We start from the raw sequence: 15,736 nt of genomic DNA on the forward strand, positions 1-15,736 counted from the left end.
ACCAATTAGGCTTAGAGATAGTCCGAACTAGGGAAGTATTCGGAAGTCTGTACCAGGACTAGGCTCAAAAAGCTATTCACCTCTTACGTTGTCCAAACTGGCTTGGTCAATCCTTGTCCCTTTTAGGGCAAGGTTGGTGAAGAGTGTGTTACTGATGAATTCACTGATAATCAATCTGCCCATTCAGACAAAACAGTTTGGCTAAAGGAAATTATCTCTGACCAGAAACAATTTTCGGCAGGTAAAGGAGGTCGCCCTCGTTTCAAGATTTAATACACGTTTGCTAGTTTAACGCTTTACGTTTCTTACTCTTTCGCTGATTTAAGGAATTTATTATTTTTTAGAAAAGAATATGTAAAACTTATCAAAATACTTGCCTAAGAAAGTAAATAAAGTATTATTTGTCAATAAGTAAAAATACTGAGGATGCCCGAAACGAGAGGAAAAACAGCTATCAACTTTCGGCAACACCAACTACTGTTTCCGCCAATGCAGAAAACAGCGATAATGATTCAAGAGTTAGGGTAGGTTAGGTAACGTTTACGCTTTACCCAACCTAAAAAATTGACATAATACTCGCTCTGATCTGCCGAAGTTGTTAAGGAATGTTCAGCGCGATCGCTCTTCCAGCCAATGTTCCAAATCTGCTAAACGGTTAAAGTCTAAAAAATCTTCTCCTAAACGTTCCAACTCTTCAATCGATAACATTTCAATTTGGCTAGTTATCGCGATATTAATCTCACCAAAACGCTTTTTGAGTTGACGCAGGATTAACGCGATCGCTTCCGTGAGTTTTCCTTCTTCTTTACCTTCTTCTTTTGCATAAGTTATCCGCCCTTTCTCATCTTGTAACATTATCCCTCGGCGATCAACCATGTCTAACTCTTCTACCGTCATTTTGGCTTGGTTAGCAATATTTAAAGCCAGTTCTATCTCACGGACTTCTCCTAGATTATCGGGTATGGCATCCAAGGTAGCAGCTTCTTTAATAAAATAAATCCATTTATCGCTTAAACTATTTAATTCTGACAGGGTTTTACGAAATTTCGGCAATTCTATAAAAATGAGTTGCAATTCGGTATCGGGATAGGCAATTTTTTTCGTTTTTTCCTGAAAGATAAATTGATTGATTACATCAGGAGTCTGGTTAAACAGGATAAAATCGGTGATAGTGACAGCAATCACCGGGGTCAGACTGAGATAGTCTTCGCCGATACCTAACTGATTGGTGTAAGCTTTGCTTAAATTATAAACAACTCGTTTACTAAAAGCACTCACCCGCGCTATTTGCATTTCAATAACGACAATAGACCCATCATATAAAACCGCTTTTATATCTAAATATGTGTCTTTTAAGGTCATTGCCTGACCAGGATTATAGGGATTGATAATTGTCAAAGATTGAATAATCTTCTCGCCCCCATAAATTATCGCATTGAGAAAACTGATTAAAATATCCTTGCTTTGTTCAGAGCCAAATATTTTTTTAAAGGCATAATCGACCTTGGGACTGATAAATTTCATACTTCCCCCATTTAAGCCTAAATATATTTAATATGGTTGAATTTTACCACGCTGTCATGCATTTAAATTGGGTATTAGTAGCGAGCAAGATGCTCGCACTACAACCCGCATTTCTCACAAGTTTTGCCATCTTAGTCCTTGAAACCTTTACCTAGAGGATGTTTCGAGCATTTTTGACCGAACCTAAATTTCGACAGAGTGTTGAAAGCCTTATTGTACCGTCAAGCCAGGTTGTATAAGTCTTTGGACAATTGTGGTGAGAAATCCGGGAGTCGTAAACCCCGCCTGATGCGCCTCAGCTTGCCAAGGAATCGGAGTACGAGAACCATCTCTCCCTTTCATCACCGGATACGCTGCAATTCCCAAAGGATCTTGCATTTTCTCATAGGGAACCTCGGCTTGGGGAAGTCCTAATTCATCCCCTTGATACAGACAACAACTCCCTGGTAAAGACAGAATCAGCGCCTCCTGTCATTCTGAACGCAGCGAAGCGGAGTGAAGAATCCCTCTAAATGTTGAGGCTAATCCTAATTTATGTCCAGGTACTTAGGGTTCCCACTCGACTGGAACAACTTTTATCTCCTGTTCGTTGTATGCGCTAAGACAAGCCCGTATCTGTCCGTTTGACTGGATTATGCCTCTGATGTGATACTTGTAACCGTCTCCGTATTCTATTCGCGCTATCTCCACGGCTTTAGCTTCAATTGCACTATCTGGTTTCAAGTAGAAGAACTTGATGCTCAGAGGTACTGCGACAAGCGCTATCCCCAAGATGAATGCCAGCATTAGAGGGGGAGCAGAGTGCAAATGATCTGATCGCACCAATGCTGACACGATAGGTGCAGCACGCAGTTGTGTGTAGACCCAGAAAGCAACAGCGATCGCTATAATCTGAACTAGGGTTGGCAGAAAATTGCTCACTGGATCAACGCGAAATGCAATTTCCCAAAAGTCTGTCGGAAACAAAAAGGGAAGTCGGATCAGATTGCTGGCGAAGTACGCGAGAATTAAGGCAGCAAACCATGTAACTAGGGAAACGATTTGCAGATTTCCCCGAAGGAACAACACACCCAATACCACTAAGATTGCCGATCCAGGTGATGAAGATGTTGGACTCGGATTTGATGATAATATGCACTGCGGATCATCAAGCGTAGACCAAAAATAGGCGAACTCGAGAATCCCACAAGCGATCAGCACAATACCTACCCGCGTCAAAATTTGTCTTTTGTCATTCGTCATTCGTCATTTGTTGAAGATGACTTGCACTCTAATCAGGGCGGGTTTAGTGATATCAGGGTGAAAACTAAACGTTAATAATAAAACCCGCCCCTACACACAGGGCGGATTTTGCTGTCAACCTAGTGCAGCGGGCATAAAAATACTTGAGCAGCTTCGTAGATACGATGAAGCAGGGGGAGCAGAGGGAGCAGGGGAAGCGGGGGGAGATATTAGCTGTTCAGTTATTTCTGCCTTCTTGCACTAGGGAGAATAACCAATATTAGTCCCTCACCCCCTCACCCTATCTCCCCATCTCCCCATCTCCCTTACCTGTCTACCTCATCGGCGGCGTTTGGAAACTCATCTGTTCCCCGGACATTGGCACTGACTCCAGCAACTGGAGAATGCGCTGTAAGGGAATATCTACCCACTTCGGTCGATTATTGAGTTCATAGCCTAACTCATAAATCGATTTCTCAAACAGATAAGCATCCAACAGCACCTGCAACTCCTGAGTCGTTTCCGGAATAAACGAATGACCTGCACTTGTCGCCAGATAGGTTTTCAGGAACGTATCACTCACCCAGGAATACCAGAACCCGGACCATTGTTCCATCACCGAGAGATTATCCGGGCGAATCATACCACTGTCAATTTCATTGCGTAAACCCAGAGTCACCGCATAGTGGAACGATTGCAGCATTCCCGCCACATCTCGCAGAGGCGATCGCTTCATCCGCCGTTCACTTAATGGACGGGCGGGTTCTCCCTCAAAGTCAATGATAATTAAGTCTTTCCCCGTATATAAGACTTGTCCTAAATGGAAATCCCCATGACAACGAGTCCGCATCGCCGTAATTTGCAGATTGACTATGGCTTTAAAGCGTCCTAAAATCTGCTCTTGGCGGTTGAGAATGGTTTGGGCTAAAGGCTGAGTTTCCTCCGGTAATACCTCGATCCGTTTTTTCAGTAGCAGTAAAACCTGACCCGTCAGGTTCCGCATATACTGATACACAGACCGTTGATAGAACGAGGTAAACGGTTCCGGGGCAAAGTTAGGATTCTCCGTATCTGAGGACAACGCAATATGCAATTGAGCGGTTCGCTTTGCCAACAGTTGGGTTGTATCCAAATAGGGAACAATCAGATTGTAGCCAAAGGGCGGATCAGTTCTATCCAGCGACTCCACAGCCGAAGGTAAGAGGAGTTCCATTTCCTGTAAATCTGATCCGGGCAATACCATCACTTGCTCAAAATAGCCGCGCAGGGAATCTAAGGTATAAGACCAAGCATTGGTGGTATTGGGAACAAATGCTTGCAAAGCGCCGATGGTGATTGTATCTGAGTTGGCACCACGATACTCCAACGCCCCCGCCACGGGAACAAAATGTTCGGTGACTTTTTTCTCGGTGAGGAAACGCCCAATTTCTAAGTCTGGGTTAATTCCTTCCTCAACCTTGCGGAACAGCTTTAAAATAAAGCGATCGCCATACACGATTGAAGTATTACTTTGTTCGCCTCTGAGCAGATGCGGCTCCAGGTGAGTCGCCTCCTGCATCAGTTCAGCCAGGGCGTCTGTTGCTGTAGCCACTAAGGTTCCCGCCTTTCCTTTATAGCGATGCTTGTGATGAACGGCATCTAAGGGGAAGGCTAAAAAGTCCGGTTCAGCTACCGCATCGAATAATAAGCCCACCTCTTCATGTCCCTCAACCTGGAGATAGGCGATGACTTGATTTGCCTGAATGTTCGACCCATCGCCACCCAGTTCCGTTCCTGGCGCGTAAGCTAAGGGCAGAATGTAGGTTTCTGGGATACCCTCAGTGTATTCGAGTTTGATAAAAATTAACTCCGCCTCGGTTTGTTTATAGGAGACGGGAATGGCTTCCACAATCTCTGCCGATTGCACTGTCCTTGCCTTACCCCCAAACCAGCGACAAGTATAGAGATAGTTGGGCAAAATTGACTCTAGGGTGGTCTTTAAAATCGGTTGAGAAAATACCGTTTGCCATTTGCCACTCACCCTCAGTGTCGGCGGTTGAACTTGGGAACTGGGGGTTTCTGCTAGAGTGTCTTGCAACTGGAGGGTAAACCAGTAGAAGCTATGGGGGGTAAGGCTGAGGAAATAGGATGCAGAACCAATCGCTGGGAATTGGGTACGTCCAAATATCTCCACTGGCACCATCCCTTGGAATGCCGAGAGATCCAATTCCACGGTTTGCACAAATCGCGACAAGTTGGCAACCACTAAGATATGTTCCCCCGCATAAGTGCGGGTAAATGCCAAGACTTTACGGTTATCGGGATGGAGAAACTCAAACGTCCCCCGCCCAAAGGCTTGGAAACGCTGGCGGGTAGCAATTAACCGCTTCATCCACCACCACAGGGAATTGGGATTCCCCTGCTGCGCTTCCACATTAATCGCTTCGTAATGATATTCTGGGTCAACAATCGGCGGAGCGTAGAGTTTTTGCGGATTCGTGCGCGAGAAGCCAGCATTGCGATCCGCACTCCATTGCATCGGTGTGCGTACCCCGTTGCGATCGCCCAGATAAATATTATCGCCCATACCAATCTCATCTCCGTAGTACAAGACTGGCGTACCCGGAAGAGACAGCAGCAACCCATTCATCAATTGAATTTGGTCGCGATTATTCCCCATCAGTGGTGCGAGGCGGCGACGAATCCCTAAATTAAGCCGTGCCTGCGGGTCTTCTGCATACACTTTATACATGTAGTCCCGGTCTTCATCGCTGACCATTTCCAGGGTCAGTTCATCGTGATTTCGTAGGAACAATGCCCACTGACAGTTATTGGGAATTTGCGGCGTCTGGTTGAGAATATCAATGATGGGGAAATTATCCTCCATCTTTAAGGACATGAACAGGCGTGGCATTAGGGGAAAATGGAAATTCATGTGGCACTCATCCCCCTGCCCATAATACGCCGCCGCATCTTCGGGCCACTGATTCGCCTCAGCCAACAGCATCCGATTGGGGAACTTGGCATCAACATGGGCGCGTAACTGTTTTAAGAACGCATGGGTTGCGGCTAAATTCTCACAGCTTGTGCCTTCTTGTTCATACAGATACGGCACAGCGTCCATCCGCAGTCCATCTACCCCCATCCCTAACCATAAATCCACAACCTCCAAAACGGCTTTACCTACTTCCGGATTTTCGTAATTGAGGTCAGGTTGATGGGAGTAGAAGCGATGCCAGTAATAGGCTTTCGCTAACGGGTCCCACGCCCAGTTAGAATGTTCAAAATCCTGGAAAATAATCCGGGCATCTTTATATTTTTCCGGGTTGTCACTCCAAACATAAAAATCCCGTTCATTGCTTCCCTTGGGGGCTTTGCGAGCGCGTTGAAACCAGGGGTGCTGATCGGAGGTATGGTTAACAATTAACTCAATAATTACCCGTATCCCCCGTTGATGCGCCGCCTCTAACAGCTCTCGCAAGTCTTCGATTGTGCCAAAAATGGGATTAATTTTTTTATATTCGGCAATATCGTAGCCATCATCTTTCAGCGGAGAGGGGAAAAAGGGTAATGTCCAGATGGCGGTGACCCCTAAATCCCGCAAATAATCCAGCTTCGATGTCAATCCGCGCAAGTCACCAACTCCATCGCTATTGCTATCGGCAAAGGCACGAATTGGCACTTCATAGATGATGGCATCTTTAAACCATAACGGATCATCTTTTAAGATCGAGTTAAGCATTTTTTCTTTGGTAGTTGTTCCTGGTTGATTCGTCATTGGTCATTGGTCCTTGGCTTCCCCTGCTTCCCCTGCTCCCCCTACATCGGAAATGAGGTTTGGAGACCAAACCCCTACTGTTCCCATCTCCCTCAGCTCTTTATTGCCTTACCCAGAAAACGTGTGCTGGAATATCCTGAGGATTGAGTTCCACATAGTTATGTCCGCCAAACCAGGTGTAGTGGGTATCACTGAGTAGATCATGGAGATAGTATTCCCGATAGGGGTCAATCCCTAAGGATTCTAAGGGCAAGTCAATGAACCCCGCTTGCATCCATTGAGGGTCAAAACTGACCACCATTAGAATCACATCCTTGCAATCATCAGTCTGTTTGCTGTAACAAATAATATGGTGATTATCCGTGTGATGAAACCGCAAACTGCCGTTACTTTGCAACGCGGGATGTTCCCGACGGGCAAAATTGACCCGGCTAATCAAGTCTTTGATTGTATAAGGACTATCTAAATCCCACTCCCGAATCTGATATTTCTCCGAGTTTAAATACTCTTCGCTACCGGGTTTGAGCGCCCGATTTTCGCAGACTTCAAACGCTGGTCCATAAATCCCATAGTTTGCCGTTAAGGTTGCCGCTAGGACTAAGCGAATAATACAGGCAGGGCGTCCTCCATGCTGAATAAACTCATGCAAAATATCGGGGGTATTGGGCCAGAAGTTAGGGCGAAAGATGTCATAAGCCGGGGTTTGGGTGAGTTCGGTGAGATATTGGGTCATTTCCCACTTACTATTACGCCAAGTGAAATAGGTATAGGATTGGGTAAATCCTAACTTGGCGAGGCGATACATCACCTTGGGACGGGTAAAGGATTCCGAGAGGTAAATTAAATCGGGATAGGTTTGTCTCAAATCCGCAATCACCCATTCCCAAAAGTCAAAAGCTTTGGTATGAGGGTTATCGACTCGGAAAATCCGCACGCCTTTTTCAATCCAAAAGAGCATGACACTCCGCAGTTCTTGCCACAGATTTTGCCAGTCTGGGGTTTCAAAGTCAATCGGATAAATATCCTGATATTTTTTCGGCGGATTCTCGGCGTATTGAATGGTTCCATCAGGGCGGCTACGGAACCATTGGGGATTTTCTTTGACGTAGGGGTGATCGGGGGAACATTGGAAGGCTAAGTCTAGGGCAATTTCCAGTCCATGTTCGGCGGCTTTGGCGACAAAGTCCTCAAAGTCAGCCATGGTTCCTAATTGGGGATGAACCGCCTTGTGTCCGCCTTCGGCTGCACCAATACCCCAGGGTACACCCACATCATCGGGTTCGGCGACATTGGTGTTATTTTTGCCTTTGCGATATTGTTTGCCAATGGGGTGAATCGGGGGTAAATAAAGAACATCAAACCCCATACTGGCAATATAGGGTAAGCGGGCTTGGGCATCTTTGAATGTGCCGTGTTTGCCCGGTTCACCACCGGAACGGGGAAACATTTCGTACCAGGTGCTAAACTTTGCCCGTTCTCGGTCTACGATAATTTTCAGTTCTTTGTGGTAGGTGCTGGCAAATTTGCGATCGGGGTATTTTGCCATTAGGGTGGCTAGTTCCGGGGAAATGGCTTTATCGCCTAAAATTGGTTGAGCGACATCTTGCGATCGCAGTGTCGCGACCCAGGTTTTTAACTGTGCCGCATCATCCCCACTGGCGCGTTTCACCGCCTCTTCGACTAAGTTTGCCCCAATCAGCAAGTCAACGGACACATCCTGTTCGGCTGCCAGTTTTTTGGTCATGTCCCGTTGCCAGGATTTAAAGTGGTCAGCCCAGCCCATAATGGTATAGACATAATCCCCCATCTCTGATACAGTAAACTCTCCCTGCCAGCGATCGTTCACCGTTGGCGACAGGGGAACCTCAAACCAGGTTTGCGACTTCTGGGGACGGTATAAAATGACACCCGATACAGCATCATGACTGTCACAGAACATATCCACTTCCACATGGACTCGTTCCCCAACTGTCCGCTTGATGGCAAAACGACCCCCATCAATTTGGGGCAACACACCCTCGATTTGAACTCGTCTCCGACCTTCCTCTGGCAATGGCAGCATGATCAACACGTCCTTTAGCTTTTGCTTCTAAAACAGTCGCAGGTGCCCCTTACTGTCATACCGCTTTATCCTTCAGCCCTTACTCTTGTTCCTTTGACTCTGGCTAAGGAACTGAAGTTGGTGTAACTACCTAACTGTAAAGCGTTTCAATAAACCTGTCCGACTGCTACCTTAGTTAACTTTACGAATTAATGTCAAGATTTCTATGCAAAATGTTAATAAATGAGACTATAGTCGAAAAGCTTACACAGTAGACTACAGGAAACGGTCAATCGACGCATCTGACCCAGGGAAGAGTTATTTTTTTCAGAAAGGATATTGGCGCAGTCACCGGGTTCATGTTTGATGGTTTATGGCGATGAACTCGGTTGGTTTAGCAGTAAGTAGGTAGGGGCTGCTGAATAAGTCTTGTGGTGGGGAGAGGCAATAGGCAATAGGCAATGGGCAATGGGCAATGGTTTCAACCCTCTGTCTAGGGAAGTAAGTGAGGTCTCTCAGAACCCCGACTTCTCAGAGAAGTCGGGGTTCTTGCTTGGATAATACTCACTTTGTATATAAACTAAAACCCAAGCTATAAAAGCATTTGGCGACAAAACCCAAAACAATGTATTTTTTGTCTTGACAGAGAACCTCTGTCTATTTTATATATAGTTTATACAAAGTGATTTCCATGAGAAAAGGGATAATCCTTGTGATAAATCCCTGCCCATCCCCAACGCAACCATAGAAATGTCCAGCCACCAATCCCCACCCAACCTGGGTCAACGCCGCACTCTGCATAAATCGGGCGGTGAATACCTCACTCCCTTTCAGCGCAAACGACTGCAAAAAAATCTGCAAGAAGATTTATCGCCAAAATATCGCCAGCGCCTGCAAATCATGCTAATGGCGGACGAGGGGAAAACCCAAGCCCAAATTTGTCAGGCGTTGAACTGTTCCCCCATCACCGCCCGACATTGGATGCTGATAGCCCGTAGTGGCGAGGCGCATCATTGGCAATCTCATCCGATTGGACGTCCTAAAGCGGTGAATGAAGAGTATCTGCAACGCTTACAAGAATTAGTCACTCAGAATCCCCGCGACATAGGCTATTCCTTTCGCAACTGGACCGCCCAGAAGTTAAGCCAACACCTGGCTAGAGAATTTGGCATTGAAGTTAGCGATCGCCATATTAATCGATTGTTGAAAAAAATGGGACTCTCGACTCGCCCCAAACCCCCTCAACCCGACACTCCCCCTGATGCAGAGGAGGATTCAGATAAACGGATTGTGATTAGCAACCTCACCCCCAGCCATACCCCAAAAACCCAGGATGTCTGGCAATTCAATCCGATTAAAATGAGTTGAGGTGCAAACCCATTATGGTACAAACTCCCCCCCGAATTTCCCGTCAACACCTTAGTGATTGTCTCGGACATAATTTTAGTGAATCACAATTCACTAACTGTCTGAAACAGATCAAAATCCTTGAACCCCAACTCGGTCAATTTTGGCAATCGGATCAATCTGAAGCCGGACTTTATCTGATTATTACCGGGAAAGTTAGACTCATTGATGCCAACGGTGAACTGATTACCACACTGAAACCTGGAGACACCTTTGGTGAAGTCACCTTTTTTCCCGATGAACCCTTTCAACCCTACTCCGCTAGGGCATCCCGTCATCTCCAATTATCCTACATTCCCCCAACCCTCCTCTTTTCCCTCGTCCAAAACCATCCTCATATTCGAGACCATCTTTATCATCGGGCAAAGGTCAGGAATTCCCAGTTTAGTTCCGGGGATAATTTAGCTGTCCCCCCAGTTATTCCAGAGGAGGTGGACACCCCCGAACCCTTAACAAACGGGCAGCAAACCATCAGTAAAGCCTACTTTCCCAATCCTACCCAGACAGTCGGTCATCTCTGGCAGCGGATCACGCGCCGCTATCCCTTTTATGCCCAACAAAGTGCCTCAGATTGTGGGGCGGCTTGTTTGGTGATGGTGGGTCGGTATTGGGGAAAAAAATTAAGTGTAAACCGCCTCAGAGATATCGCCAATGTTAACCGCAATGGGGCATCTCTACGGGGACTATCCGCCGCCGCTGAAAGTATTGGCTTTTCCACGCGACCCGTAAAAGCCAGTTTAGACCAACTCGCCCAACAACCGCTTCCAGCAATTGTTCACTGGGACGGAAACCATTATATCGTTGTCTATGAAATTACGGCAGATCAGGTGATTGTCGCCGACCCAGCCATTGGTCAACGCGGTCTTACTCCTGAGGAATTTAACGCCAGTTGGACAAGTTATTCTCTCCTGTTGCAACCCACCGCCTTATTACAGGAAACCGAGGAAGCGACGACTCCCTTCTGGCAATTCTTTGAATTAGTTAAACCCCACGGATTTGTTCTTCTGGAAGTCTTTATTGCTTCCCTGCTAATTCAAATATTCGGATTAATTACCCCCCTATTCACCCAACTTCTATTAGACCGCGTGGTTGTCCAAGGTAGTAACCTCACCTTAACCGCTGTTGGTTTAGGGATGCTAATTTTTGGTCTGTTCCGCGTCGCTATGACCGGATTGCGGCAATATTTATTAGACCATACCGCGAATAAAGTTAACTTAGCCCTAATTGTCGGCTTTATTCGCCATACCTTCCGCCTCCCCCTTTCCTTCTTTGAGTCTCGTTATGTGGGGGATATTATGTCGCGGGTACAAGAAAACCAGAAGATTCAGCGTTTTCTTACCGGGGAAGCCCTATCCATTTTACTTGACTTACTCACGGTGTTTGTTTACGTGGGGTTAATGTTTTGGTATAGCTGGAAAATGGCACTTTTGGCATTAGTGATTGTCCCGCCATTTATCCTACTTGCCCTAATTGCCACCCCATTCCTGCGCCGCATTTCCAGAGAAATCTTTAATGCTTTTGCAGTAGAAAATAGTTATCTAATTGAATCCCTCACCGGGGTTCGCACCGTAAAATCCATGGCGGTAGAACAAACCGTGCGTTGGCGCTGGGAGGAACATCTGCTGCAATCGGTGAAAAAGATGTTTTCTGGGCAGATTATTAGCAACCGCTTGCAAATTTTTAGCTCAACGCTAGAAACGGTGGTGACGACGGGGTTACTCTGGTTTGGCGCGTCGTTAGTGATTCAAAACGAACTGACGATTGGACAATTAGTAGCATTTAATATGTTAATCGGCAACGTAATTACGCCCTTTGAACGATTAACTGTACTCTGGAATCAGTTACAGGAAGTAATCATTGCCGTTGAGCGGATTAATGATGTCATTGATACCGAACCCGAAGAAAATTTACAGGCATCAGTGCGGCAAAGTTTACCTGATTTAAAGGGAGAAATTCAGTTTAATCAGGTGACATTCCGGTATCATCCCGAAAGCGACATTAATGTCCTAGAAAACTTAAGTTTTACCGTCAAACCCGGTCAAACCGTCGCCCTAGTGGGACGCAGTGGTTCCGGGAAAACCACGATATCAAAGTTAATTTTAGGACTGTATCCAGCAACAGATGGAAAAGTCTTAATTGATGGGCAAGATATCACCAGTTTATCCCTACAATCTTTGCGTCAACAAATCGGCGTTGTAGATCAAGATACTTTCCTCTTTGGTAGCACCATCCGGGAGAATATTAGCATTGGTCATCCCTCAGCCACCCTAGACGAAATCATCACCGCCGCCCAACAAGCCGGGGCGGATGAGTTCATCAAAAAGCTACCCATGGGCTACGAAACCCAGATAGGAGAAGGGGGTGGAATGTTATCCGGAGGACAAAGACAACGACTCGCGATCGCGCGGGCATTATTAGGCAATCCTAGCTTACTTATTTTAGATGAAGCCACGTCTCATTTAGACGCTGAATCGGAACGAATTATTCAGACCAATTTCAACACCATTCTCCAAGGACGAACCACGTTCATTATTGCCCACCGCCTGTCTACAGTTCGCAAAGCCGATTTAATTTTAGTCCTAGATAAAGGAGTTTTAGTTGAAAGTGGCACCCATCAGCAATTAATGGCAAAACGCGGTCATTATTATTACCTCAACCAGCAACAAATGGATCGGACAGAATAATTGTCATTTGTCATTCGTCATTCGTCATTCGTCATTCGTCATTCATCAGACACTTCAAAAGCCCATCTCTACATCATGAACTCCAATCAAACTCCCACCCCTCTGCGAACCTCTGCGCCAACCTCTGCGAACCTCTGCGTTTCCCAAAAAAATCCCCCCTCCGACTGGTCCTATGCAACAAAAGAACTACTAGATACCTTACCCCAAATTTGGACGCGGGGACTGTTATATTTCTTAATTTTGTTTGCCGCGATCGCACTTCCTTGGGCAATGTTAACCGAAGTCGAAGAAACCGGAAGTGCCAGAGGGCGATTAGAACCCAAAGAACCCACCGTAAAACTGGAATCCTCCGTCGGGGGTACAATTATAAACCTCCCCGTTATTGAAGGAAACCGCGTCAAAACTGGACAAACCTTACTCACCCTCGAATCCGACATCGTGCGGTCAGAAATTGAGCAACTTCGCAGTCAATTAGACGGTCAAAAAAATCGCCTCAATCAATTAGCCATCCTCAAAAACCAGTTAGACATTGCCCTCCATACCCAGCAGCAGCAAAACCAATCCCAAGAACTAGAAAAACAGTCTCAAATTGAACAAGCCAGACAAAACCTGAACGCCCTAGCGAGTACCTACACCCTGGAAAAAGCCGAAAAACTGGCGCAAGTCAACCAAGCCAAACAAGCCATCGCCTCCAGTCAAGCCGCCTACAATCAAGCCAAAGTTAACTTAATCGAGGCAAAAGATAAAGTCAAACGATACCGTAACGCCTTTGATGCTGGCGCCATTTCTACTGACCGCTTTACTGAAACACAAAACCTGGTAAAAGTCAACACAGAACGCTTAGTTCAAGCCAAATCCGACATCTCCCAAGCCCGGTTACGGCTCAAAGAACAACAAGGCAGTTATGACCGAATTCTCCATCAAACCCAAGCCGAAATTGAGCAGGCAAAACTGCGCCTACAGGAGCAACAAAAAAGCTATGATACCCTAGTTCATTCCGGTAAACTGGCGGTTCTAAAAATACAGGAACAACTCAAGAACCTAGAAACTCAGATTAGCACACTCCAGGCGGAAATCAAGCAAAGCGAAAGCCAAATTGCCGCCAAAGACATTGAACTCAAGCAGCGAGTCTTCAAAGCACCAGAAAGCGGTACCGTCTTTGGTTTACCCGATAAAGGAGTCGGGGCGGTGGTACAACCGGGAGAATTAATTGCCGAGATTGCGCCCCAGGGTTCCACCCTAATTCTCAAAGCCCAAATGCCCACGGCTGAAAGTGGCGCATTACAGGAAGGAATGGAAGTGAAGCTCAAATTTGATGCCTATCCCTTCCAGGATTATGGTGTGGTGGAGGGCAAACTAATTCGCAAATCGCCCACCTCTAAAGTCACCGAAACCGCCCAGGGTCAAGTAACCAGTTTTGAGTTAGAAATTGAGCTAAATCAGACCTGTATTCCCACCAAAAATCAATGTTTAGACTTGAAACCGGGGGATACAGCCACGGCTGAAGTCATCGTGCGGCGGCGGAAGATAATTGATTTTATTCTTGACCCATTTAAGAAGTTACAAAAAGGAGGATTAGAACTTTGACGTTCGTTCGTAGTAGGCACTTTAGTGCCATAAAGACCAAGTTTGTAGTAGGCACTTTGGTACCATAAAAACCAAGTTTGTAGTAGGCACTTTGGTACCATAAAAACCAAGTTCGTAGTAGGCACTTTGGTACCATAAAAACCAAGTTCGTAGTAAGCACTTTAGTGCCATAAAACCTAACCCACTAGCACATTGTATATCCCCTTACCGTCCCCCTTTTCGATCCCCCTCCCGTCCCCCTTAAAAAGGGGGAAGCCAGCGGATGCTTCGCTTTTTTTGCACGGGGAGACCAAAGGATGCTTCGCTTTTAAGCTGTCAGGCATTTAAATTGGGAATGGGTAGCGAGCAAGATGCTCAATGTAGCGAGCAAGATGCTCAATGTAGCGAGCAAGATGCTCAATGTAGCGAGCAAGATGCTCGCACTACGGCAAGAATTTCGCCCTTATTGATATTAAGGTTTAAATGCTGAACAGCTTATCGTACAGGAGAAACACAATGATACTTTGCTTATTGTCATGCTGCGGAATAGTAAGCCCCCCTTTTGAAGGGGGGTTTGGGGGGATCTCCGGATGTTCAATACAGGCTTCCAAGTCGTATTAACTCCCCAGCAATTTTCATCCAAAAACCTCTAATTATTTAGGAGAAAAATTATGTCACAAGCCATCACAATTACCAACCAAGACATCCTGCATCACCTCAAAATCGCCTGTCAGATTCCCACAATTGTTGAAGGAATCATCACCCGCAAAATCATTAACTCAGCCGCGACTGAAGCCAGTATCCAGGTTGAAATCACCGAATTACAACAAGCAGCAGATCAAATGCGGTTCATGAATAAACTGCTTAATGCGGATGACACCTGGGCGTGGCTGCAAAAATTTGCCCTTTCTTTGGATGATTTTGAAGAAATGGTTTATATCAATGTCCTTTCCGGGAAATTAGCCCAACATTTGTTTGGCGATAAAGTAGAACCCTGGTTTTATGAACATCAGTTAGACTATGCAGGGGCGGTAATGTATGAAGTGGTTTTGGATGATGAAGATTTAGCCCTAGAGTTATTTTATGAACTTCAGGAAGCAGAAACCAGTTTTGCGGAGATTGCTCAGGAGTATATTCAGGAGGAAGAATTACGGCGCAAGGGAGGATATTTAGGATTGGTTAAACGCCAGCAGATGAAACCAGAGATTTCGGCGAAAGTGTTTGCGGCGACACCAGGGGAGGTTTTGAAGCCAATTGTCATGTCTAAGGGGGTACATTTGATTAAAGTGGAGGAGATTATTCAGCCAGAGTTGAATGACAAGCTACGTTATCAGATTCTTTCGGAGTTGTTTGAAGGGTGGTTAAAGCGACAGGTTGAGGAGGTGGAGGTGGTGACGGCTATGGGCGAATCTTAGGTGTTTTTATTCTGGGTGTAATGTAGGGGCACGACACTGTCGTGCCCTTACCTCTTGTTATCTATTGGTATCCTGGAAAAAACCACAACATCGGTATAAAATATCCCACGTTGATAGGGCG

Annotated in this window: 8 protein-coding genes and 1 pseudogene; 4 read left to right on the forward strand and 5 right to left on the reverse strand. The window is 45.9% G+C overall.

Going from position 1 to position 15,736, the window contains the following annotated elements; all coding sequences use genetic code 11:
- Positions 1-609: 609 nt before the first annotated feature.
- The 5 genes and pseudogenes from RH949_RS20400 to RH949_RS20420 form a co-directional block, all read right to left on the reverse strand.
- Entirely contained in the window at positions 610-1,524 is a 915-nt protein-coding gene (locus tag RH949_RS20400) for an Rpn family recombination-promoting nuclease/putative transposase (protein ID WP_446355707.1), read from the reverse strand.
- A gap of 273 nt (positions 1,525-1,797) precedes the next feature.
- Positions 1,798-1,989: pseudogene (locus RH949_RS20405) on the reverse strand (alpha-amylase family glycosyl hydrolase); the annotation flags it as partial.
- An 81-nt stretch (positions 1,990-2,070) separates the two neighbouring features.
- Positions 2,071-2,766: a hypothetical protein gene (locus RH949_RS20410; protein WP_446355709.1), complete on the reverse strand. Its 696-nt coding sequence runs from the start codon at positions 2,764-2,766 to the stop codon at positions 2,071-2,073.
- 313 nt (positions 2,767-3,079) lie between these two features.
- The gene (gene treS / locus RH949_RS20415; RefSeq protein ID WP_446355786.1) at positions 3,080-6,466 is read right to left on the reverse strand and encodes a maltose alpha-D-glucosyltransferase; all 3,387 of its coding nucleotides are present in this window, start codon (positions 6,464-6,466) and stop codon (positions 3,080-3,082) included.
- A 136-nt stretch (positions 6,467-6,602) separates the two neighbouring features.
- On the reverse strand, positions 6,603-8,564 hold the full coding sequence (locus RH949_RS20420; protein WP_446355711.1) for an alpha-1,4-glucan--maltose-1-phosphate maltosyltransferase: 1,962 nt from the start codon (positions 8,562-8,564) through the stop codon (positions 6,603-6,605).
- 729 nt (positions 8,565-9,293) lie between these two features.
- On the opposite strand from RH949_RS20420, the gene RH949_RS20425 reads away from it, so the two are divergent.
- From RH949_RS20425 to RH949_RS20440, 4 genes are all read left to right on the forward strand, one after another.
- Positions 9,294-9,911, forward strand: a complete 618-nt coding sequence (locus RH949_RS20425) for a helix-turn-helix domain-containing protein (RefSeq protein WP_446355713.1) — start codon at positions 9,294-9,296, stop codon at positions 9,909-9,911.
- Between the two features lie 14 nt (positions 9,912-9,925).
- Positions 9,926-12,634 (forward strand): peptidase domain-containing ABC transporter, encoded by a 2,709-nt coding sequence (locus RH949_RS20430; protein ID WP_446355715.1) that lies wholly within the window; start codon positions 9,926-9,928, stop codon positions 12,632-12,634.
- A 75-nt stretch (positions 12,635-12,709) separates the two neighbouring features.
- Positions 12,710-14,221 (forward strand): HlyD family efflux transporter periplasmic adaptor subunit, encoded by a 1,512-nt coding sequence (locus RH949_RS20435; protein WP_446355717.1) that lies wholly within the window; start codon positions 12,710-12,712, stop codon positions 14,219-14,221.
- 650 nt (positions 14,222-14,871) lie between these two features.
- On the forward strand, positions 14,872-15,615 hold the full coding sequence (locus RH949_RS20440) for a peptidylprolyl isomerase (RefSeq protein ID WP_446355719.1): 744 nt from the start codon (positions 14,872-14,874) through the stop codon (positions 15,613-15,615).
- Positions 15,616-15,736 lie beyond the last annotated feature (121 nt).

The organism is Coleofasciculus sp. A1-SPW-01, assembly GCF_040217205.1.
Lineage (GTDB): Bacteria > Cyanobacteriota > Cyanobacteriia > Cyanobacteriales > Coleofasciculaceae > Coleofasciculus > Coleofasciculus chthonoplastes_A.